The following is a 21,420-nucleotide window of genomic DNA, read 5'->3' on the forward strand; positions in this document are numbered from 1 at the left end:
GGCCCAGAATCAGCATAAATGCACGGACCCGGTAATCACGCCTGATAATTCAGGGGACACGGTTATTGGCCCCTTCGCCGCAGACACGCCCATGGCAGCCATCGAGACGGACGCCGAGCCCACGAAGGTGCTGGAGTTCGGACTGGGCGACGGGACGTACTGTCTGGACATCGGGGTCATCGACGAGATCGTCGACGCCGGTGAGCTCACGCGGATCCCCAACTCCCCCGACCACGTCGAGGGCGTGATGGACCTGCGGGGACGTACGACCACGATCGTCGACCCGAAGACCCTCTTTTCGATCGACGAGGAGGGCCCCCGCGAGCGGATCGTCGTGTTCGACGACGAGGAGATCGACGAGGGAGGCACCGTCGGCTGGATGGTCGACGAGGTGTTCCAGGTCCGCGACGTGGCCTCGGAAGACGTCGATCAGGCGACGACCGTCGACGACGAGGGAGTCAACGGAATCGTCAAGTCCGACGATCGCTTCGTGGTCTGGGTCTCGCCGGACATCGACGAGATCGGAGACCTCGACGCCGCCGATCTCGGTGCGGAGAGCGAGGAGGTCGACGCGTAGCGCGTCGGTCGCCCGTATCCCCTTCCGCGACGGTGGCACGTCGATCCGCCCGCGGACCGTCACGCGATCGGTCCGCGATCGTTCTCACCCATGAGAACCGGGTGGCAACCCTTATCCGATAACCGACAAGTCGATCCGTATGCGCGCCTCAAGCGGCGTTCCCGGGTTCGACGACCTCGTCGACGGCGGCTTCCCGGAGAATCGCCTGTACGTTGTCAGCGGCCCTCCCGGCAGCGGGAAAACGACGTTCTGCTCGCAGTTCGCCGCGCAGGGCGCCCGCAACGGCGAGGACGTGCTGTACATCAGCATGCACGAGACGAAGGATGGGATCCGCCGCGACATGGGCGGGTACGAGTTCGGATTCGACCGCGCGCTCGACAGCGACCGGATCACCTTCCTCGACTCCTTCTCCTCGGACGGGCGACGCTTCTTCGGCCTGCCGGGCGAGCGGCGAGACCACTCGGGAGTGACGAACCGGCTCACCGGCTTCATCAACTCCCGCGACATCGATCGGGTCGTCTTCGACTCCACCATGCTGTTGCGGTTCCTCCTCGACGACGACGAGGACACGATGGTGCAGCTGCTCTCCTCGCTGAAGCGGACGGACGCGACGACCCTGCTCATCTCTGAGATGACCGACCCGAGCGCCTACTCCGAGGAGCACTACCTTGCACACGGCGTCGTCTTCATGCACAACTACCTCGAGGACGGCGGGATGCAGCGCGGGGTTCAGGTGCTGAAGATGCGCGGGACCGACGTCGACACCGATATTCAAGGCGTCGAGTTCACCGACGGCGGGCTCCGGGTCGGCTCGGCCGCGACGGTGAGCCGCTGATGTACGACCGGACCTTCGGCACGGAGTGGGACGGCCTCGACCGCGAGGAGGCGGTCGAGCGCGCGTTCGCGCTCGGCGTCGCCGACGGCGTCGGCAGCGAGCGCCCCGCCGAGCTCGACCGCGTTCTGGACGCCTTCGGGAACGCGTACGACCGGAGCCTGATCGAGCTCTCGTACGACGAGGGGCGGACCAAGGCGCTCGAGATCGCCGCCGAGGCCGACGACGCCGAGGCGGTCTGGGACCGGCTCGTCGACGGCGCCGGCTCTCCGCGCGGTTCCCCCGTGTCGGCCGCGCTCCCCGGTGCGATAACGGAACTGACACTCATGAGGCGCTCCCGCGAGGGCCCACCGTCCTCACTCGACCTCCCGTCGATGCTTCGGAAGTGATCCCTCGGAAGGGTTTTACCCGATACCCCCTCAAGCCAGACACATGACCGTGCTTCCCGACGCTGTCCGGGACGCCGACAGCGTGCTCGTCACCGGGCCGCCGATGAGCGGGAAGTACGACCTGTTCAACCGACTCCTCGCCGAGTGGTCGACCGGGCCGGTCGTCATCTCCACCGGCCGCACCGCGGAGAAGGTCCGCGGTGACTACGAGTCGATCACCGGCCGCGACGGCGACGACGTGATCGTCATCGACTGCGTCACTCACGAGCAGGGCGACAAGCGCGACGACACGCCGACGACGAAGTACGTCGCCAGCGCCGGTAACCTCACCGACATCGGGATCAAGTTCACGGACGTGGTCGAGTCGTCTGCCGGCCGCGACCGCGCCGTCGGCGTCTACTCGCTGTCCCAGCTGTTGATGTACTGGGACCCCGAGCGGATCTACCGGTTCACCCGAGTCATGACCTCCCAGACGTCCGGAGAGGGGTGGCCGTTCGTCGGCGTGGTCAACTCGGCCGCCCACGACGAGCAGGTGGTCAACACCCTTCACGAGCCGTTCGACGTGATCGCCGAGACTCGCGTCGAGGGCGACGACCGGGAGTTCCGCGTCCGCGGCCGGGTCGGGAAGCCCTCCGAGTGGACCTCGTTTTAGCGTATGGGCCTTTTGAACCCCTCCTTCAGAGCCATTCTCGTCCGAGATGGTCGGTCGCTGAAGCGTGCTTCTTGCTCGATTGCGGGAGTAGGTATTGCAGATCGGCGTCTGCGTAACCGTATTTAAATAGCCGTGAGCGACGGCGACGATCGCTTATAACTGACGAGTGCGGTGGCGCGTGCCTCCGAGCGCCCACCGGGCGCGAGGAGCACGCGCGAGGGACGCGGTGAGCGCTCGCAGAGCGCGAATCGCGAGGCTGGGGAGGTGTGAGGCTGCGGTGCTGTGCGGGTGGGACTCAAAGGGGCGGCCGCGAGGACGAAGCTCGGCGACGCAAGGACTGCAGGAACGAGCGCAGCGAGTGACGAGGACCGCAGCGAGCCGCGCGAGTCCTCGCGGCCGGGGCTTTGGAGGTCGTCACCACAGCGCCGATCACTTATAAACCACCAACAGCAACACCCCGATCCGACTTATAAATGACCACACCACCACACTGAGAGACGTACTCCCGCTATCGCTCGTCGCTGCAGAGCCGTTTTAACCTCGTCGAACGAGCGGCGCTCCGAACGGACTTCCCGCGCGCCGAGATACCGGCGACCGAGCTACCCGCCGAGGAAGTCCTTCCGCACGTCCTCGTCGCCGAGCAGTACCTCCCCGCGGTCGGTGTAGCGGTTCTCGCCGTTGACGAGGACGTAGCCGCGGTCGCAGCGTCGGAGCGCCTCCTTCGCGTTCTGCTCGACCATGAGCACCGCCGTCCCCGAGTCGTTGATCCGGTCGATACGGTCGAACATGTCGGCGACGAGGTCGGGCGCGAGCCCCGCCGACGGCTCGTCGAGCAACAGGAGGTCGGGGTCGAGCATGAGCGCTCGCCCCATCGCGACCATCTGTCGCTGGCCGCCGGAGAGCGTCCCGGCCTTCTGGTCGCTCCGCTCCCGGAGGATCGGGAAGCGGTCGTATATCTCCTCGATCCGGTCTTCTGGGACGCTGTCGAGGATGTACGCGCCCATCTCGAGGTTCTCGCGCACGCTCAGTCCGGGGAAGACGTTGTCGTTCTGCGGGACGAACCCGATCCCCTCGCGGATGATCTGCTCGGGCGCGAGCCCGTGGATCGGCTCGCCCTCGAATTCGACGGTGCCGTCCATGTGCGTCGTGAGCCCGAAGACGGTCTTCATCACCGTCGATTTGCCGGCGCCGTTGGGGCCGACGATGGTAACGAACTCCTCGTCGGCGACGTCGAGGTCGACGTCGGAGAGGATCTGGAGGTCACCGTAGCCGGCGTCGAGGTCGCGGAGCCGGAGGATCGCGTCGCCGTCGAGTGTGTGGTCCGTTCCCGCGTCGCTCTCGGCGGAGACGGGCGCCTCGTCATCGTCGCTCGGGGTATCGCCGGCGCCGACAGGTTCGTCGGCGGCACGTTCATCGCCGGCGTGTTCGTCGGTGGAACCGGCCTCCTCGGCGCTCATATGTCCTCCCCCAGGTACGCCTCGATGACCCGTTCGTTGTCCCGGATCTCGTCGCCGGTCCCTTCGGCGAGAACGCTGCCCTGGTGCATGACGATGACGTGTTCGCAGTTGTTCATGATGACGTCCATATCGTGTTCGACGAGGAGGAACGTGTAGCCGTCCTCGCGCAGCTGGTGGATCCGGTCGAGGATCTTCTCCTCTAGCGTGGGGTTGACCCCCGCGAGCGGCTCGTCGAGCAGGACCACCTCCGGATCGGTCATGAGCGCCCGCGCCATCTCCAAGAGCTTCCGTTGCCCCCCGGAGAGGTTGCCCGCGTGCTCGTTCGCGAGGTGGTCGATCTCGAAGAAGTCGAGCGTCTCCCAGGCGCGCTCTCGGATCGCCTCCTCCTGTTCGATCACCTCTCTCCGGAGCCCGGGCGTGACCGCCCGGATCGCCGACTCGCCGATCTGCCCTTTCGGCGCGAGCATCAGGTTCTCCAGGACGGTCATCTCCTCTAACTCGCGGGCGATCTGGAAGGTCCGCACGAGCCCCTTCCGCGCCATCCGGTACGGTTCGAGCCCGGTGACGTCCTCGCTTTTGAAGTAGACTGACCCCGCCGTCGGCTCGTGGACGCCAGTGATGCAGTTGAACGTGGTCGACTTGCCGGCCCCGTTGGGACCGATCAGCCCCGTCAGCGATCCCCGTTCGACCTCGAAGGAGGCGCCGTCGACGGCGGTGACGCCGCCGAAGTGCTTGACGAGCCCTTCGACCCGGAGCGGCGGCGCCCCGGACGGGACGTGCTTCGCCGCCTCCTCGACGGCGCTGTCGTTCGCCTCCGGCTCGTCGGAGACCGCGTCGGTCGCGTCGACCTCGTCTGCGGTCTCGGCGACGTCGGACGCGTCCGGAACGTCGCTACTCATCGGTCTCACCCCCGCTGGGGCGCTCCGAGAGGTCGACGGCCGCGGCCGTCTCGATCCGGTCGCCGAGTATCCCGTCGGGCCGTCGGTGCATGATGAACACCAGGATGAGCCCGAGGAAGACGAACTGCAGCGGCGCGATGTTGTCCGTCGCGAACGCGAGGAACGCGGTCGGGTCGAGCGTGACGACCGCGTCGGCGAACGACGGCGGCGTCTCGGCGCCGATGACGTCGCGGAGCGACGACCCGATGCGGCGTGGCCCCTCGAACAGCACCGTCGCGAAGACGATGCCGCCGAGGACGGCGCCGGCGTTCGATCCGGAGCCGCCGATGATGACGGCGATGAAGACGTAGAAGGTGAGAACGGGCATGAACTGCGGCGTCGGCGAGACGTTGCCCTGGCTGCCGAACCAGAGGATCCCGGCGAGCCCCATCAGCGCGCAGCCGATGACGAACACCTTGATCTTGATCAGGTCCACGTTCTTCCCGAGCGAGTCGGCGACGAGTTCGTCCTCTCGGATCGCCTTGAGCGTCCGACCGAACGGCGACCGGCCGAGCCGTTCGAGCAGAACATAAAAACCGACCACGAAGGCGGCGAGCACGGCGATGTACGCCCAGTCGATGAGGATCGTGTTGGAGATCCCGAGCCCGCCCGCGCCGAGGGTGCCGAAGGCGAGGTCGCCGAACGCCGTCGGCGTCCCGGCCTGTCCGTCGACGAGGAACAGCTCGCGGACCGGGTTCTGCGGCAGTCCCATCCCGCGCCCCCCGCCGGTGCCGACGCCGAGCGTGTTCCTGAGGAACGTGTCGAACGCGCTCGACTGGAGGAACAGCCGGATGATCTCCGAGATGCCGAGCGTGACGATCGCGAGGTAGTCGGCCTTGAGCCGGAGGGCTGGCAACGCCGCCAGCAGACCGACGACCGCGGCCACCAGCATGCCGGCGACGATTCCGACCGGGAGCGGGAGCCCGAATCCGGGCGGGCCGAACGCCGGGTCGGGGGATCGGACGACGATCCCCATCGTGTAGACGCCGAGCGCCATGAACCCGGCCACCCCGATGTTGAACAGTCCGGCGTACCCCCACTGGAGGTTCAGCGCGAGCGCGGCGAGCGCGTACACGAGCCCGAGGAACGTCAGCGTCCGCATCAGCCCGACGACGCTGTTGAGCCCGTCGGTGAAGGTGAGCACGGTCGCGGCGAGGTACACGAGAAGCAGCGTCCCGAGTACGATCCCGAGGTCGCTCTGTCGGGCCGCGTCGAGCAGGGCGGCCGTGGCGCTCTCCGGGGCCGAGTCCTCGGCCGGCGCGTCTCCGTCGCCCGACGGTGACGAAGCGTCGCTCATGCGGTCGAAACACCTCCGAAGAGCCCCTCGGGACGCAACAGGAGCATGGTGATCATCACGGCGAAGGCGGCGGCCTCGTTGAAGTCGGAGGGGATCCAGATCGTCGACGTGGTGAAGACGATCCCGATGACGAGCCCGCCGGCGATCGCCCCGTACACCGACCCGATCCCCCCGAGGATCACGGCGGCGAAGATCAGGAGGAGGAGCAGCCAGCCGAAGTCGAACTGGATCGTCCCGCGGAGCAGGACGTAGAGGTACCCCGAGGCGCCCGCCAATCCCCCGCCGATGATCCACGTCGCGGTGACGACGCGCTCGGCCGGGATTCCGGTGACCAACGCCAGATCCTTGTTGTCGGCCATCGCCCGCATCGCGGTGCCGAGCTTCGTGTGCTGGAGCATGAAGTGCATCGCGAGCATCAGCCCGATCGCGGCGACAACGATGGACAGCTCGTGGGCGTTGACGGAGAGCCCGAGGGGGTCGAACGCCAGGTTCGAGGCCTCGACGCTCGCCGTGACGCCGCGCCGGTCGGAGCCGTAGACGAACTGGATCACGTAGCGCACGATCAGCGCGGCGCCGATCGACGCGATGAGGATCGAGATGCCGTCGCGGTCCCGCATCGGCTTGTAGAACGCGCGGTCGAGCGCCAGCGCGACGGCGGCGGTGATCGCGAACGCCGCGAGCAGCCCGACGAGTATCGCGACGGGCGTCGAGATGATGTGCGCCCCGATATCGCCAGCAGTCGCGTCCCCGGCGTCCCGAACGCTCAGCAGTGCCCGGACCGGCACGTCGCCGAATCCGGCGATCAGGAACGCGACGCCCCAGCCGGTGAACGCCCCGGTGCTGAGCAGGTCGCCGTGCGAGAAGTTCGCGAACGAGAGGATGCTGTACGTCATCGAGAGGCCGATTCCGGCGAGCCCGATCACGAGCCCGATCACGACCCCGTTCCAGAGGTTCGAGCCGAGCCGATCGGCCGAGATCGCCCCGCCGATCGGGAGCAGCGAGAGCCCGGCGAGCTTCGCGGCGAGGTCGACGAGCAACAGGCCGCCGAGGAAAATAACGAGGAGAAGCCCCGGCCGGGCCCGAGCCGAGTCGACGATCGACGATTCAGTTGTACCCATGTGTGCGTCTCACTGACGCAGGGTGAGTCGTGGAGAGGTAAATAACTCGCTGTTTCGACAAAAGTCGATACCTCAGAAGTGCCTGACAGCTGTCGAAACGGGGGATTTTCCGATGCGCCTAACGGGGGAAGTATCCGATCCGCCTTCAGTCACCGCCCGCGGCCCGCGCGTGTCGCCGGGCGTCCTCGGGCGTGCGCCCCTCCCGGAGCAGCGCCTCGACGAACAGCTCGCCGGCCTTGTACGACGAGCGGACCATCGGTCCCGAGGCGCAGTAGAGGAAGTCGAACTCCGTCTCGGCGACCGCGCGCCACGTCTCGAAGGCGTCTGGATGGACGTACTCGAACACGTCGAGGTGCGAGCGCGAGGGCTGGAGGTACTGCCCGAACGTGACCACGTCGACGCCCACCTCGCGGAGGTCGCCGAGTGTGCGGTACACCTCGTGGTCGTACTCGCCGACGCCGAGCATGAGGCTCGTCTTCGTGTGGATGTCCGACTCTCGATCCACCCGATCGAGCACCGCGAGCGACTGCTCGTAGTCGGCCCGCCGGTCGCGGACCGGCCACTGGAGCCGCTCGACCGTCTCGACGTTGTGGGCGATCACGTCCGGTTCCGCGTCGACGATCCGGTCGATCGCCTCGGGGTCGCCCTGGAAGTCCGGGATCAGCGTCTCGACGAGGATCTCCGGGTCGCGCCGCTTGATCTCGCGGATCGTCTCGGCGAAGTGCGCGGAGCCGCCGTCCGCGAGGTCGTCGCGGTCGACCGACGTGAGCACGACGTAGTCGAGGCCGATCTCGGCGACCGCGTCCGCGACGTTCTCGGGTTCGTCCGGGTCGAGCGGCTCCATCCCGCCCGTCGCTACGTCACAGAAGTTACACCCGCGCGAGCAGCGGTCGCCCATGAGCATGAACGTCGCGGTGCCGGGACCGTCCCGACCGGACCAGCACTCGCCCATGTTGGGGCAGTTGGCCTCCTCACACACCGTGTGGAGATCGCGCTCGCGGAGGCGCTCTTTGATCTCCGTAAACCGGGAGCCGGACGGGGGACGAGACTTCAACCAGTCCGGCTTCCGACGGCCGCGTTGCATACCGGAGCCACGACGGCCGGGCGCAAAAACGTGAGGGTTCGGGTGACCGCCGACGCCGAGAGAGATATGATATCTAACATCAGTACCCTTTTATTATCTACATCCGATACGGAACTACCCGATGTTCGACGTCGACCGCGAGGCGATCACCGACGGGCCGGTCGGGCGGGCGCTCCTGCTGCTTGCGGCCCCGCTCGTCGCGCAGAACCTCGTGTACGTCGCGAACGCCCTCGTCGACACGTTCTGGCTCGGTCGGGTGAGCGAGGACGCGGTCGCCGCGGTCGGGCTCAGCCTCCCGATCCAGTCGCTTCTCGGCGCGGCGGTGGTCGTCGCCGCGGTCGGGACGCAGATCCTCGTCGCGCAGCGCGCCGGCGGCGAGGACGACGCGGGCGCGCGTCGCGTCGCGGTCAACGGCGCGCTCGTCGCGCTCGCGCTCACCGGAGCGATCGCGATCCCCGTCGTCGCCTACTCCGAGGAGCTGGTGCGGTTCCTCGGCGCGGACCCGACGCTCGCCGGCACCACCGCGACGTACCTCGCGATCATCGTCACCGTCCTCCCGCTCGGCGCGGTCGGCGACACGGTGGAGAACTGCTTCACCGCCTACGGCGACACGCGCGCCGTCCTGCACGTGAGCGTCGTCAGCGTCCTCGTCAACCTCGCCGCGGCGCCCGCGCTCATCTTCGGCGTCGGGCCGGTCCCGGCGCTCGGCGTCGCCGGCGCGGCCCTCGGCACCGTCCTCTCCGGCGTCGTCGGACTGGTCCACGTGCTCGCGTACGCGGCGGGGCTCGGGCGGGACACGTTCCGGCTCACTCGCGACGCGCTCGCCGTCGATCTCTCGGTCGTGCGCGAAGTCGTAGCGGTCGGGGTCCCGCTCGGCGGCCAGCGCGGGGCGAGCGAGCTGGTCCGCGTGCTCGTCGTGAGCCTCGTGGCGATCGCCGGTGGCGCGGCCGGCGTCGCGGCGTACACGGTCGGCGCGCGCGTCTCCACGCTCGCTATCGTCCCCGCGCTCGGGATGCAGCAGGCGGCCCAGTCGATGATCGGTCAGAACCTCGGTGCGAACGCCCCGAGACGCGCCCGACGGACGACGGTGGTCGGCACCAAACTGGTCGTCGCGGCGTTCCTCGCTCTCGGCGCCGTCCAGTTCCTGTTCGCCGGGGCGATCACCGACCTCCTCGCGCCCGATCTCACGGCGGTCGGCCGGTCGCTATCGGTGTTGTACTTGCGGATTCTGGCGGTCACCTACTGGGCGCTCGGCGGGACGTACACCCTGCTCGCCGGCTTCAACGGCACCTCGCGCACCCGGACCTCGTTCGTTGCGGACCTGATCAAGTACTGGGTGATCCGGTTCCCGATCGCCGTCGCCGCGGTGCCCGCGACCGCGACGTTCGGCGCGTTCGGCGTCGCCGTCGCCCCCGGTCTCGGCTTGGGGGTCGAGGCCGTCTTCTGGGCGGTCGCCGCCTCGAACGCCGCCGGCTTCCTCGGACTGGGTGCGTACTTCGCGTACACCGCCCGACGAGGGATGTTCGCGAACGCCGCGGAGCGCGCGAGCGGCGACACCGACGGAAACGCGGACCCGGCGGACGACTGAGGAGAACCCCTGAACCGACCGATCCGGGCCGCCACCGACGCCTAACGCAGATCGCCGCTCCCGACGACGGTCGCGAACTCGCCGTCGAGGTGCGCGAGGGCGACGCGGTGGGAGGTCTCCGGGTCGATCCGGTCGCCGTCGTGAGTCGTTCGGGCGTGGGTCGCGGTGGCGTCGGCGACGACCGAGACCTCGTACCCTCGGTTCTCGGCCATCCGGACCGTCGTCGAGACGCAGTGATCGGTGGTGAGCCCGCAGACGACGAGCGACTCGTGGCCCGCCTCGCGGAGCCACTCGTCGAGCCCGGAGTCGAGGAGGGCGCCGTTGACCGACTTCTCGAAGGTGGGCTCGCCTTCCCCCGGAGCCGTCTCCGGCTTCCACGCGAATCCCGGCGCGTCGGGGCGCAGCGGGGAGTCGGGCTCGGTCGAGGCGTGTCGCACGTGCGCGACCGGGCGGCCGGCCTCGCGCCACCGCGCCAGCAGCGCGGCCGCGACCGACTCCGCGTCGGGGTTGTTGCGCTCGCCCCATCCCGGCTCGTCGAACCCGGTCTGGAAGTCGATCAGGAGGAGGACGGCGTCGTCGCGGAGCGCGGGGGCGGCGTCCGCGGCCGCCGACCGCGACGAGTCAGTCATCGCCGAGCCCCGCGGTCACGGTCCCGTCGTCGCCGGGCGCGGGCGACTCGGCGAGCCGGCGCCACGCCCCCGGTTCCAGCAGCGCCTCGGGCGCCTTCGGGTGGTCGCGGGTCGGGTGCAGGGGACAGGAGTCCGGGCTCGCGTCGTCGTCCTCGCGGAACAGGTACTGTTTCCACTCGCGGTCGTCCTCGACGCCCCAGTCTCCCAGATCGGCGTGGGGGCAGACCCCGTCGTACTCGTCCATGCGCCCGCGGATCGTCTCGCGGGCGCGCTCGCCCGCCTCCGTGTCGGCGGTGAGCCCGTCGAAGACGGTCCGCGGCTGGAAGGTGATCTCGAGCCCCACCGGCGAGTACCGGCTCTTGCGCTCGTCGTAGAACGGGGCACGAGAGGTCGGGAACAGCGCCTCGCCGCCGAAGCAGAACTCGAACCGGGGCGTGTCCGGGTCGGTCGGGATGTCGTCCGGCCACGGCTCGGGGTCGTGGACGTGGAGGAACTCGAGGACGTGCCAGAGCCGCTCGTGGTAGTGCGCCTCGCCCCGGTCGCCGTCGGGCGGCCGGAAGAACACCGCGAGCGGGGCGCGGTCGGCGTGCTCCTCGTACGTGTCGAGGTACTCCGAGAGGGCGTCGCGGAGTCGGAGCAGGGCCGCGGGGTCGGTGGTCGACTCGCAGGCGGCGTACAGCAGGTCGCCCTCGCGCTCGACCTCGATACCGAAGTAGCAGGGGAACGGGGAGCCGTCGCGCTCGCCGAGCATCGACTCGCGGAAGGTCCGGTAGTGCTCCCGAAGCCAACCGGGCGCGTCGTCGAGCCGATCGTGGAGCGTCTCCTGGTCCAGCAGCACGCCCTCGGTTCCGGGCTCGTTCATACCGTTGCTGGGGAACAGACGGTCTTTTGGCTTTCGCCGGTCGTCACCGATCGGATCCGTCGCCGTCCCCCCGTGCGCCAGCGGTTTTTTCACCGCGCGGAACGCTAAAACACGTATGAGCGATCCCGAAGCCGACGCCTCCGACGCGGTCGATGGCCCCATGGTCGTCCTGTTGGACGTGATGCCCAACGGGCGGCCGGACGACGACCGCCCGCAGTACCGGAAGTCGCCGGTCGCGTACGGGCTCGGCACGGACGCGTTCCGGCTGTACGAGCTCACGCTCGACGAGGAGACGGACGTCGCCGTGAGCGACCGGATCGCGCTCGACGGTCCCGCAGTCGGTCGGTACCACGAGGTGTCGTTCGACGACCTCACCCGGAACGCGGCCGCCGAGATCGAGTACGCGGTCGAGGACATCGTCGAGAGCGACGAGGAGCGGTTCGTCGACTTCTACAACGAGGCCGGGCCGATCACCCTGCGGCTCCACCAGCTCAACCTCCTGCCCGGGATCGGCAAGCAGCTCCGGAACAAGCTGCTCGACGAGCGGAAGCGCGTCCCCTTCGAGAGCTTCGAGGAGGTCTCGGAGCGCGTCGGCGGGCTCCACCGCCCGAAGGAGGTGATCGTCGAGCGGATCGTGGAGGAGATCCGCGAGGAGGACCTCAAGTACCGACGGTTCGTCGGGTACGAGGAGTGAGGCGCCGCCGACGCCGGTCCGGAGGGCGACGCCCCGAAACGGGACTTTTACCCGGAACGGCGGAGTAACGCGGCCATGACCGATTCATCGACGGGCGCTGGCGCGGCGTACGGGGACCGCGACCCCGACGCGCTCGCCCGGCGGGCCGGGGAGCGCGCGAACCCCGACCGCGACCAGCACTTCCTCGTCGACGACCGCGTTCTCGATCGGATTCCCGCGTACCTCCCCGACGACGCCGACGCGAGCCGCCTCTTGGAGATCGGCGGGGGCGCGGGCGCGCTCACCGACCGGCTGCTGGCGGTGGCCGCAACGGGCTCGACCGCCGACCCCGACGCCGGACCCGCGCCCGGCCGCCTCTCCGTGATCGAGCGCGACGGGACCTTCGCCGACTTCCTCCGCGAGGAGTTCGCGACCGCGATCGACGACGGCCTCCTCGACGTGGTCGAGGGCGACGCGCTCGACGTCGACCTCCCTTCGTTCACCGCCTGCGTCGCCAACCTCCCGTACGGCGTCTCCTCGGAGATCGCCTTCCGCCTGCTCCCCGAAGGGAAACCGCTCGTGTTGATGTTCCAGGCCGAGTTCGCCGACCGCATGGTGGCGTCGGCCGGCGAGTCCGAGTACGGCCGGCTCTCGGTGTCCGCCCAGCACTACGCCGCCGTCGAGATCGTCGAGCGCGTTCCGAAGGAGGCGTTCGACCCGCAGCCCGCCGTCGAGAGCGCCGTCGTCCGGTGTACGCCCCGAGATCCGGAGTACGAGGTGGGAGACGAGGCGTTCTTCCTCCGGTTCGTGAAGGCGCTGTTCACCCAGCGGCGCAAGACGGTCCGGAACGCGATTCGGAACACCGGTCACATCTCCGGGTTAGACGAGCCGGAGGCGGTCGTCGACGCCGCCGACGAGGAGCTCCTCCGCCGCCGCCCGGGAGATCTGGATCCGGCGGCGTTCGCCGCGCTGGCCGAGCTGGCGCGCGAACACGGCTCGCCGACGGAGGTCTGAGCCGATGACGTGGTCGATGGGTCCGGTCGCCGACGGAGCGGAATCGTGATCGCGCCCGTCCTCGCGCAGATCGCGACAGCCCTCCTCGGCCTCCTCGGCGATCTCTACGGTGCGCTGACGGGGAACGGTCAGCGCGTCGCGGTCTCCGCGTTGATCGTCGCCAGTGTGCTCGGCGTCCGGTTGCTCACCGGGTGGCTGAAGCGGCGGAACGGAGAGCTCTCCTCGACGCGCCGGCTTCTGCTGTCGGTAGCGGTCGCCGGGGCCACCGCGGTCGGCGCGCTCTCCCTGATCGCGGTGTGGGACCGCAGCGGGGCGCTCCTCGACGCGTACGAGTCGGCAGCGATCGCGGACCAGCTGTCGAACGTCGTCCTCGCGGTGGTGCTTTTGGCGAGCGCCTACGCGGTCACGGACTTCCTCGGCGGCGTCATCCGCGAGATCTCCGCCGAGAGCACGATGCTCACAGACCACCAGGAGGAGGTGATCCGGCGGCTCACCCAGATCTCGGTGTACACCTTCGCGCTGTTGGTCGTCGTCGGGCTGTTCACCGACAACGTCGGCGGGCTCCTCGTCGGGGCCGGGTTCCTCGGGATCGTGGTCGGTATGGCGGCCCGCCAGACGCTCGGGGCGATCCTCGCCGGCTTCGTGCTGATGTTCTCCCGTCCGTTCGAGGTGGGCGACTGGGTGGAGGTCGGCGACCACGAGGGGACGGTCACGGAGATATCGATCATGAGCACCCGCCTCCGGTCGTTCGACGGCGAGGTGATCACGCTCCCGAACGACGACGTGCGCTCGGGATCGATCGTCGACCGGTCCCGGCGGAACCGCTATCGGATCGAGATCGAGGTCGGCGTCGACTACGACACCGACGTCGAGCGCGCGGCGGCGGTGATCGAGGAGACCGTCGCCGAGGTCGAGGACGTGGCGGCGATGCCCGAGCCGAACGCCGTGACGAAGCGGTTCGGCGACTCGGCGGTCGTGCTCGGGCTCCGCTACTGGATCCGGAACCCGAGCATGCGCAAGCGCTGGCGCACGCAGACCGCCGCGATGAACGCGATCAAGACGGCGCTCGAAGACGAGGGGATCGTGATCCCCTTCCCCCAGCAGACGCTCTCCGCGCGGGATGCGGACGTGTCCGGCCCGCAGTTGGACGCGTCGGTCGAGGAGCGCGCGGCGACGCGCAGCGGGTCGCGATCCGACGCCGGGAGCGGCGAGGCGTCCGAGAGCGAGGGCGACGACGGCGACACCGACGGCTCGGAGGGGTCGGACCGATGACCGGTGACGACCCCGACGCCGGTCTCGCGGAGCGGCGCGGGCTCGACGAGGCCGTCGTGTACCAGCCGGCCGAGGACTCCGGGCTCCTCGCGGAGGCGGCCGTCTCGGAGGCGCACGGGCGGGTGCTGGAGGTCGGCACGGGCTCGGGATGGGTCGCCCAGCAGATCGCCGAGGAGCGCGGGCTCGACGTGGTCGGCAGCGACCTCAACCCGCACGCGGCGCGGCAGGCCCGCGATCGCGGCGTCGAGGGGGTCGTCGCCGACCTCCTCACGCCGTTCCGGGCGGACGCGTTCGACACGGTGTGTTTCAACCCGCCGTACCTCCCGACCGACCCGGACAACGAGTGGGACGACTGGATGGAACACGCCCTCTCCGGCGGCGAGTCGGGCCGCGAGCTCATCGAGCCGTTCCTCGACGACGCGGGGCGCGTCCTCGCGCCCGGCGGCGTGGTCCTGCTTCTGGTCTCGTCGCTGACGGGGTACGACGAGGTGCTCGCCCTCGCCGAGGATGCCGGGTTCGCGGCCGATCCGGTCGTCGAGGAGTCGTTCCCGTTCGAGACACTCACGGTGTTGGCGCTGCGGCGGGAGTGAGGCGGGGCTCGTTCGCCAGCGCCGCCGATCACTGTTCGATTACTATAGAGCATAAAATACATTAGCAAATATTATACGACGGCATACCGAACCTACGGTGATGACTGAACGAGTCGCGGCCACGCCGGGGCTGTACCCGCTCCCGGACTGGGCGAAGGAGACGCTCTCCGACCTCAAGGGGCACCAGAAGGGTGACCTCCTGAGCGGCGACGAGAGCGAGGCGATCGTCGAGGAGTACGCCGAGGTGCGCGCCGAGTACGTCGACGACCAGTTGGACGCCGGCCTCGACCGCGTCGTCGAGGGGCAGGGGCGCTGGGACGACATGATCGCGCACCCGCTGACGGTCCACGACAGCGTCGAGACCGGCGGGATCGTGCGGTACTACGACAACAACAACTTCTACCGCGACCCGCGGGTCGTCGACGATCTCGACTTCTCCGGCGACGTGGCTCGCGAACTGGAGCGGGCGACCGACCTGATCGACGGCGAGGCCCCCCTCGCGGCGACGCTCCCCGGACCGTACTCGCTCGGGGAACTCGCGACCGACGAGCACTACGGCGACGAGGCCGAGTTCCAGGCCGCGATCGCCGACTTCCTCGCGGGCGAGGTCGAGGCGTTCCCCGCCCACGAGACGCTGTTCCTCCTCGAACCGTCGCTGGTGACCGACTCGCCCGCGGAGGGCGAGGAGTCGGCCGCGACCGACGCGATCGCGACGGTCGCCGACGCGACCGACGCCGACGTGGTCGTCCAGACCGCTTACGGCGCGCTCGGCGAGAAGCTGTACGCCCACCTCGTCGACGAGGCGGGCGCGGACGCCCTCGGGCTCGACCTGGTCGCCGGCGACCGCGACGACACCGTTTATAACGTCCAGGAGTTCGGCGCCACCGACTCGCTCGCGCTCGGGCTCGTCGACGGGCAGAACACGCTCGTCGAGGAGCCGGAGACGGTCGCGGAGCGCGTCGAGTGGTTCGAGTCGCAGATCCCCGCCGAGGGGTTCGACCGGACGTACCTGACGCCCAACACCGAGCTGTTCTACCTGCCGACCAACAAGTACCGCGCGAAGCTGAACACGCTGGCCGCCGCCGCGGAGGTGCTCGACTAATGGTCCGAAACCCGTCTGCCAACCGCGAACAGTTCCGCCCGCACGACCACCCGAACGACGCGTTCCTGCTGACGACAGTCGTCGGCTCGTACCCGAAGCCGAAGTGGCTCAACCGGGCCGACGAGCTCGTCGACGACCCCGACTCGAAGTTCGACGAGTCGGACCTCGAAGAGGCGCACGACGACGCCTGTCGGCTGATCACCCACGAGCACGAGCGCGCCGGGCTCGACACGGTCGTCGACGGCGAGATGCGCCGCAACGAGATGGTGGAGTTCTTCGCCGACCGCATCGACGGCTACGAGTTCAACGGTCCCGTGAAGGTGTGGGGCCACAACTACTTCGACAAGCCGTCGGTCGTCGAGGAGGTCGAGTACGACGAGCCGTGGCTGGTCGACGAGTTCGAGTTCACGTCCGACGTGTCCGAGCGTCCCGTCAAGGTCCCGATCACGGGGCCGTACACGCTCGGCTTCTGGGCGTTCAACGAGGCGTACCCCTCCACCGAGGAGCTCGTCTACGACCTCGCCGACCTCGTCAACGAGGAGGTCGAGAAGCTGGTCGAGGCCGGCGCGCGCTACATCCAGATCGACGAGCCCGCGCTGGCGACGACGCCCGAGGACCACGCCATCGTCGGCGAGGCCCTCGAACGCATCGTCTCGGGCATCGACGAGGAGGTCCGGATCGGCCTCCACGTCTGTTACGGCGACTACTCGCGGATCTACCCCGAGATCAACGACTACCCGATCGACGAGTTCGACGTGGAGCTGTGTAACGGCGACTTCGAGCAGATCCCCACGTTCACCGACCCCGAGTTCGAGCCCGACCTCGCGCTCGGCGTCGTCGACGCCCACACCGCCGAGGTGGAGCCGGTCGAGGAGATCAAAGAGAACATCCGGCAGGGCCTGCGCGTCGTCCCGCCGGAGAAGCTCACGATCTCGCCCGACTGCGGGCTGAAGCTGCTTCCGCGCGACATCGCGTACGGCAAGACCGAGAACATGGTGACCGCAGTGCGGGAGATCGAGGCCGAGATCGACTCGGGCGCGATCGACGTCGAGAACCCGCTCGACGACTGAGCCGGCGCTGTTTCGGGTTCCTCTGACAGTCCGGTTCCCGCTGAGACGGCCGGGAGACCGCGATCGCTTCCTGTTCGATGGCGGGAGTACGTGTAGTACGTCGTGAGTGAGGCAATTTATAAAGAGAATTGGGATGTTGCTGTCGGCTGTTTATAAGTGAGTGACGCTGCCGGGATGGTGATCTCCAAAGCCCCAGTCGCGACGGCTCGCGCGCCTTGTTGCGCGCCTCGCTCGGTCGCTTTCGCTCCCTCGCTGCGGTGCTTACTGCGGCGTGCTTCGCCCTCGCGACTGCCCCTTTGAGCCCCACCTGCCCCGCACAGCAGCCTCACACCTCCCCAGCCTCGCGGCTCCCTTCGGTCGCCGCGTCCCTCGCGCGGTGCTGCTCGGCCGCGAGGCGGCCTCGCAGGCACGCGCCACCGCACTTCATTTATAAGCGATTGTCGCTGTCGCTCACGATCGTTTAAATACTCGCACGCTGCCACCGCTCTGTAATACCTACTCTCCGCATCGCTCGGTGCTATGTCTGTACTAAGCGACTAAGGACACAACTGTCAAATTCTGAGTATTTCAACAAAGCTCTCAATTGAAACAGATAGCCACTAGATATTAAGACATCACGTGTTATTGACAAGTTGGTAAAACATAGCGACAATTACCAAGAATAGCATTAGATAGACAAGACTTGAAACAATTTCAATAAGAACATTATCAAGGATATTCGCAATACTCGGCGCGCGGATTGTCGCAATGACGAATATACCAACAACAAGTATTATTCCCGCAGTGAATATTTCGATTATATCGTCTGGATTCATGATTCTCCTCGCTTCAATCGTTCAATCGTAATTCGGTTGTACAGGCTGATTAATAAGGCGATGAGCACAAATGAGGTGATACCAGATAATACGGCTGCTGAGGAAACTGGCAGATCCTGACTAAGAACACGGAATGCGCCGGCAAAAAGACCAGTTCCAGTGCCAGCAACACTCACGAATATCCCCGCAAACTGAGGGAAGCTTAGATCGATCACACTCTGAGCAGACTCCTCATCACTCAAGGTTGTCTACTCTAATAGATTAATATGTATTAAAAGTTAACTTAAATATCAACCTTTGTTGGACACAGTCATTTTCCTGTCTGAGCGGTTGTGCCCCAAGATACCAGCTGAATTGTAACAGAGCCACCGACCCGCGGCACCATCTATACAAAGCCGCCGCACCCACCGCCGACATGGACATCGGCCTCACCGTCGGCGACGACCTCGACCGGCTCGCGGCGTCGCCGGCGCGGTTCGACTTCTGCGAGCTCGGGGTCGGCGAGCCGACGCTCGTGCCCGGCGATATCGACCGCGGGCGCTTGACCGACGCGCTCGACGGCCGCGACCTGCTCGTCCACCTGCCGTACAGCCAGCGGCTGGCGACGTACGTCCCCGAGGTCAACGACGCCATCGTGGACTACCAGCGCCGGCTCCTGGAGGCCGCCGGCGACCTGGGCGCGGAGAAGGCGGTCCTTCACGCCACCTCCGCCGACCGCGACGACACCGAGTTCCGCGAGGTCGCCGCCGACCAGCTCCGGCGAGTCGCCGACGCCGGCCGCGAGGCGGGCGTCGAGGTCGTCGTCGAGAACGTCGGCCACCAGCACGCGGGGCTCCAGCTGTCGGTCCTCGGCGATCTCGCCCGGGAGACGGACACCCCGATCTGCTTCGACGTGGGCCACGCGTACATGGAGGGCGACAACAAGGCGATACAGCGGTTCCTCCGGAGCCACGGCGACCGGATCTCGCACCTCCACTGCCACGACGTGCGCCGTCGCGGCGACACCCACCTCCCCGTGGGGGCCGGCGAGGTCGACTACGGACTCGTCGAGTCCGAACTCGGCGGTTTCGACGGGACGGTCGCTCTCGAGGTGTTCACCGACGACGAGACGCTCCTCCTCGACTCGGCCGAGCGGGTCGCGGAGCGGCTCGGTGCCGATTTTTAAGAGTCCCGCTACCGAGCGACGGCGCGGCGATCAGGTCGAGTCGCGGTCTGTGTCGTCGTCCTCGTCGTCCTCGTCGACCGCTTCGCCGTCCAGCTCCTCTCCGGGAGAACTGTCGCCGTCGGCCGAATCACCGTCGACGTCGGACGACCCCGTCTCGGCGTCCGTCTCCTCGTCCGTCTCGTCGTCGAACTGCCGCTTGATCGATTCGAGTTCCGACTCCACGTCGACTTCGGGAGCGGGGTCGTCGTCCGGGTCGTCCCCTTCCCCATCTCCGCCGCTCTCGCCGTCCGCGTCCGGGTCGGTCACGTCGATCCGGACGCCGCGGTCGTCGTTTGCTTCGTCGGGGGTCCGAGTCGCATCCGGCCTGTCTTCGCTCCGGGTATCGACCCGGTCCCGCCGCCCGCGCCGGGCCGCGTCGGCCTCGCGGCGGCCCTCGTCGATCCGCGCTTCGATCTCCGCCGTGAGGTCGCGCGCGTCTTCGATGATCGACCGAGAGGCGGCCTCCTCCGGGAGGTCGGCCTCCGAGAGCGCCGTCCGGAGCTCCGAGAGCGACCGCGACAGCCCGGCGCTCGCGCCGTCCCGCACGTCGCCGAGGCGGTCGGTCGCCGAGCCCGCCTCGTCGAGGCTCCGGCCGGGGTCGGCGAGCCGGAGGGTCCCCTGCACCAGTTCGAGCGACTTGATCGTCGTCTCGAGGAGGGCGATCACCGTCGGGATGGTGTACCGCTCGGTGAATCGGACGAGCTCGGAGAGCCGGGGCGGCCGAGGGGGACCGCGGCGGTCCCGCTCGGTCTCTCGGAGGTCGCGGCGGAGCTCGCTCAGCACGTCCTCGAGCTCGTCGAGCCGCTCTTCGAGGTCGTCGTCGCGTCGGTCGTCGCGGGAACTCATGCCGCGTCGTAGGCGGTCCGCGGATAAAAAGCCCGGCCGGGTCGTGAAGGAGTTTTTCGAGCGGAGCACCTCAGAACCCCTCGCGCAGATGCGTCCTCCGCGGCGGGAACACCGCGCGGAGGTCGGCGGCGGTCGGGGAATTGGCGGCAGTCGCGGAACCGACGGCGAGCCCGTCGCTCCGGACCGCCTCGTCGACCGACTTGTACCCGACGTACAGCTGCGAGAGGGTGCCGACGTCGACCGAGGCGTCCGGGGCGTCCGGGGCGTCCGCGGCTTCGGCCTTCGTCCTCTCGTCCTCTGCCCGATCTCCCTCGCCGTCGCTCACCGACTCGACCGTCACCGCCCCGTCGGCGACGGCGACCCGGAACGTCCCGTCGTTCCAGTCGACGAGGGGGTCAGTAACTGAGAGCGAGAACGCGGCCTCGACGGCCGGGTCGGGGTCGAGCGCTTCGAGGGCGGCGGCGACGTCGACGAGCCGGACCATCGGCCCGGTTCGGACCTCGCAGTCGACGGCGCGAGGGTCCCCGACGAGGTCGAGCAGGGGCGCGTCCGGCGGGGCGCGGATCCGGACCTCGACGACCTGCGAGTCGTGGTTGCGGAAGAACCGGAGCAGTTGGAACCACGCCTCGTCGTCCGCGACGGCGACGTCGGTGACGCGCAGAACCGGGTCGTCCGCGTCGTCTACGTCGTCGTCGAAGCTGTACGCGCAGATCGCGCGGAGGTCGCCGTCGCGCTCCCAGCCGTAGACGAACGGGTCGGTTTTCCACCCTTGAACAGCGCGCTCGCGCCACCACTCCTCGGTCCAGTCCATCGTCAGGTCGTAGCGCTCCGCCATCGCCGCGAGTACCGGCTTCACGGCCTCGTAGTCGTCCTCGTCGAGCGGACGGAAGGTCCCGGCGTCGTCGCCCGCAGTCGCGATCAGATCGTCGACGAACCCGAGCCGGTCAGGGGGCGCGGTGAGGCGGCGGTAGCGGCTCGCGGTCGCCCAGCCGTAGCCGGCGTAGAAGGGGTACTCGAAGGGCCACAGCGTCGAGACGTGGACGCCGCGGTCGCGGTACTCAGCCAGCGACTCCCGGAGCAGACGGCCGACGTTCCCCTGCCGTCGGTGTTCCGGGGGAGACGCGACCGCCGAGAGGCCGGCGACCTCGCGGTCGGCGCCGCGGATCCGCAGCGAGAAGTAGTGGTGCGCGCAGACCGCGACCGGGTCGTCGGCGGCGTCGAACAGGCCCCGCGTCTCGGCGATGGTGTCCTGATCGTCCGCCTCCTCGGGGTCGTACGGCCCCTCGGCGGGAGCGAACGCGTACCGCATGAACGCGTCGAACTCGTCGGCGCGCTCGTCGGGGAACTCTCGGTACTCCATATCCCGTCGGCTCGCGGGAGCGGAATAAGTCTTCCCGGAGCGTGCGGGGGG

General features: G+C 68.4%; 23 protein-coding genes. 12 read left to right on the forward strand and 11 right to left on the reverse strand.

The genetic code is table 11. The features are described from left to right. Window positions 1-91: 91 nt before the first annotated feature. The 4 genes from FGL94_RS04880 (at window position 92) to FGL94_RS04895 (ending at window position 2,450) form a co-directional block, all read left to right on the forward strand. Window positions 92-577 carry a chemotaxis protein CheW gene (locus tag FGL94_RS04880; protein ID WP_144921572.1) on the forward strand — a complete coding sequence of 162 codons (486 nt, stop codon included), beginning with the start codon at window positions 92-94 and terminating at the stop codon, window positions 575-577. Between the two features lie 139 nt (window positions 578-716). Next, window positions 717-1,412 carry an RAD55 family ATPase gene (locus FGL94_RS04885; protein ID WP_144921575.1) on the forward strand — a complete coding sequence of 232 codons (696 nt, stop codon included), beginning with the start codon at window positions 717-719 and terminating at the stop codon, window positions 1,410-1,412. Then, complete coding sequence (locus tag FGL94_RS04890; protein WP_144921578.1) at window positions 1,412-1,798, forward strand: hypothetical protein; 387 nt, start codon at window positions 1,412-1,414, stop codon at window positions 1,796-1,798. Before FGL94_RS04885 ends, FGL94_RS04890 begins: the two co-directional genes overlap by 1 nt. Before the next feature lie 43 nt (window positions 1,799-1,841). Next, on the forward strand, window positions 1,842-2,450 hold the full coding sequence (locus FGL94_RS04895; protein WP_144921581.1) for a DUF7504 family protein: 609 nt from the start codon (window positions 1,842-1,844) through the stop codon (window positions 2,448-2,450). A gap of 599 nt (window positions 2,451-3,049) precedes the next feature. Here the strand turns inward: FGL94_RS04895 and FGL94_RS04905 are convergent. The 5 genes from FGL94_RS04905 to lipA form a co-directional block, all read right to left on the reverse strand. Beyond that, window positions 3,050-3,907 (reverse strand): ABC transporter ATP-binding protein, encoded by an 858-nt coding sequence (locus tag FGL94_RS04905; protein WP_186313332.1) that lies wholly within the window; start codon window positions 3,905-3,907, stop codon window positions 3,050-3,052. After that, window positions 3,904-4,806, reverse strand: a complete 903-nt coding sequence (locus tag FGL94_RS04910) for an ABC transporter ATP-binding protein (protein ID WP_144921589.1) — start codon at window positions 4,804-4,806, stop codon at window positions 3,904-3,906. Before FGL94_RS04910 ends, FGL94_RS04905 begins: the two co-directional genes overlap by 4 nt. Further along, the gene (locus tag FGL94_RS04915) at window positions 4,799-6,142 is read right to left on the reverse strand and encodes a branched-chain amino acid ABC transporter permease (protein WP_144921592.1); all 1,344 of its coding nucleotides are present in this window, start codon (window positions 6,140-6,142) and stop codon (window positions 4,799-4,801) included. Before FGL94_RS04915 ends, FGL94_RS04910 begins: the two co-directional genes overlap by 8 nt. Further along, window positions 6,139-7,260 (reverse strand): branched-chain amino acid ABC transporter permease, encoded by a 1,122-nt coding sequence (locus FGL94_RS04920; RefSeq protein ID WP_144921595.1) that lies wholly within the window; start codon window positions 7,258-7,260, stop codon window positions 6,139-6,141. The genes FGL94_RS04915 and FGL94_RS04920 overlap by 4 nt, the downstream gene beginning before the upstream one ends. A 145-nt stretch (window positions 7,261-7,405) precedes the next feature. After that, complete coding sequence (gene lipA / locus FGL94_RS04925; RefSeq protein ID WP_144921598.1) at window positions 7,406-8,344, reverse strand: lipoyl synthase; 939 nt, start codon at window positions 8,342-8,344, stop codon at window positions 7,406-7,408. Window positions 8,345-8,465: 121 nt separating this feature from the next. On the opposite strand from lipA, the gene FGL94_RS04930 reads away from it, so the two are divergent. Further along, window positions 8,466-9,932, forward strand: a complete 1,467-nt coding sequence (locus tag FGL94_RS04930; RefSeq protein ID WP_144921601.1) for an MATE family efflux transporter — start codon at window positions 8,466-8,468, stop codon at window positions 9,930-9,932. 41 nt (window positions 9,933-9,973) lie between these two features. Here FGL94_RS04930 and FGL94_RS04935 read toward each other — a convergent pair whose 3' ends face one another. Beyond that, window positions 9,974-10,561 (reverse strand): cysteine hydrolase family protein, encoded by a 588-nt coding sequence (locus FGL94_RS04935; RefSeq protein ID WP_144921604.1) that lies wholly within the window; start codon window positions 10,559-10,561, stop codon window positions 9,974-9,976. Next, window positions 10,554-11,423: a YqcI/YcgG family protein gene (locus FGL94_RS04940; protein ID WP_144921607.1), complete on the reverse strand. Its 870-nt coding sequence runs from the start codon at window positions 11,421-11,423 to the stop codon at window positions 10,554-10,556. Before FGL94_RS04940 ends, FGL94_RS04935 begins: the two co-directional genes overlap by 8 nt. Window positions 11,424-11,538: 115 nt before the next feature. Here FGL94_RS04940 and FGL94_RS04945 point away from each other — a divergent pair, with 115 nt between their 5' ends. The 6 genes from FGL94_RS04945 to FGL94_RS04970 all read left to right on the forward strand — a co-directional run bounded on the left by FGL94_RS04945 (window position 11,539) and on the right by FGL94_RS04970 (window position 17,144). Further along, window positions 11,539-12,117 (forward strand): DUF655 domain-containing protein, encoded by a 579-nt coding sequence (locus FGL94_RS04945; RefSeq protein WP_144921609.1) that lies wholly within the window; start codon window positions 11,539-11,541, stop codon window positions 12,115-12,117. 75 nt (window positions 12,118-12,192) lie between these two features. Then, window positions 12,193-13,110, forward strand: a complete 918-nt coding sequence (locus FGL94_RS04950; protein ID WP_144921612.1) for a 16S ribosomal RNA methyltransferase A — start codon at window positions 12,193-12,195, stop codon at window positions 13,108-13,110. Window positions 13,111-13,155: 45 nt separating this feature from the next. Then, complete coding sequence (locus FGL94_RS04955; protein WP_144923690.1) at window positions 13,156-14,382, forward strand: mechanosensitive ion channel family protein; 1,227 nt, start codon at window positions 13,156-13,158, stop codon at window positions 14,380-14,382. Further along, window positions 14,379-14,972, forward strand: coding sequence for a HemK2/MTQ2 family protein methyltransferase (locus FGL94_RS04960; protein ID WP_144921614.1), 594 nt, complete (start codon window positions 14,379-14,381; stop codon window positions 14,970-14,972). The genes FGL94_RS04955 and FGL94_RS04960 overlap by 4 nt, the downstream gene beginning before the upstream one ends. A gap of 100 nt (window positions 14,973-15,072) precedes the next feature. Then, window positions 15,073-16,074, forward strand: a complete 1,002-nt coding sequence (locus FGL94_RS04965; protein ID WP_144921617.1) for a 5-methyltetrahydropteroyltriglutamate--homocysteine methyltransferase — start codon at window positions 15,073-15,075, stop codon at window positions 16,072-16,074. After that, complete coding sequence (locus FGL94_RS04970) at window positions 16,074-17,144, forward strand: methionine synthase (protein ID WP_144921619.1); 1,071 nt, start codon at window positions 16,074-16,076, stop codon at window positions 17,142-17,144. Before FGL94_RS04965 ends, FGL94_RS04970 begins: the two co-directional genes overlap by 1 nt. A gap of 614 nt (window positions 17,145-17,758) precedes the next feature. Here FGL94_RS04970 and FGL94_RS04975 read toward each other — a convergent pair. Together FGL94_RS04975 and FGL94_RS04980 are read right to left on the reverse strand one after the other, a co-directional pair. Then, window positions 17,759-17,959, reverse strand: coding sequence for a hypothetical protein (locus FGL94_RS04975; RefSeq protein WP_144921622.1), 201 nt, complete (start codon window positions 17,957-17,959; stop codon window positions 17,759-17,761). After that, complete coding sequence (locus tag FGL94_RS04980; protein ID WP_144921625.1) at window positions 17,956-18,201, reverse strand: hypothetical protein; 246 nt, start codon at window positions 18,199-18,201, stop codon at window positions 17,956-17,958. The genes FGL94_RS04975 and FGL94_RS04980 overlap by 4 nt, the downstream gene beginning before the upstream one ends. A 173-nt stretch (window positions 18,202-18,374) precedes the next feature. Between FGL94_RS04980 and FGL94_RS04985 the strand changes: the two genes are divergently transcribed. Continuing rightward, on the forward strand, window positions 18,375-19,124 hold the full coding sequence (locus FGL94_RS04985) for a sugar phosphate isomerase/epimerase family protein (RefSeq protein ID WP_144921628.1): 750 nt from the start codon (window positions 18,375-18,377) through the stop codon (window positions 19,122-19,124). 30 nt (window positions 19,125-19,154) lie between these two features. Here FGL94_RS04985 and FGL94_RS04990 read toward each other — a convergent pair whose 3' ends face one another. Both FGL94_RS04990 and FGL94_RS04995 read right to left on the reverse strand, forming a co-directional pair. After that, complete coding sequence (locus FGL94_RS04990; protein ID WP_144921630.1) at window positions 19,155-20,009, reverse strand: DUF7547 family protein; 855 nt, start codon at window positions 20,007-20,009, stop codon at window positions 19,155-19,157. Between the two features lie 70 nt (window positions 20,010-20,079). After that, window positions 20,080-21,369: a GNAT family N-acetyltransferase gene (locus FGL94_RS04995; protein WP_144921633.1), complete on the reverse strand. Its 1,290-nt coding sequence runs from the start codon at window positions 21,367-21,369 to the stop codon at window positions 20,080-20,082. Window positions 21,370-21,420 lie beyond the last annotated feature (51 nt).

This window comes from Halorubrum salsamenti (genome assembly GCF_007671685.1).
Classification (GTDB): domain Archaea; phylum Halobacteriota; class Halobacteria; order Halobacteriales; family Haloferacaceae; genus Halorubrum; species Halorubrum salsamenti.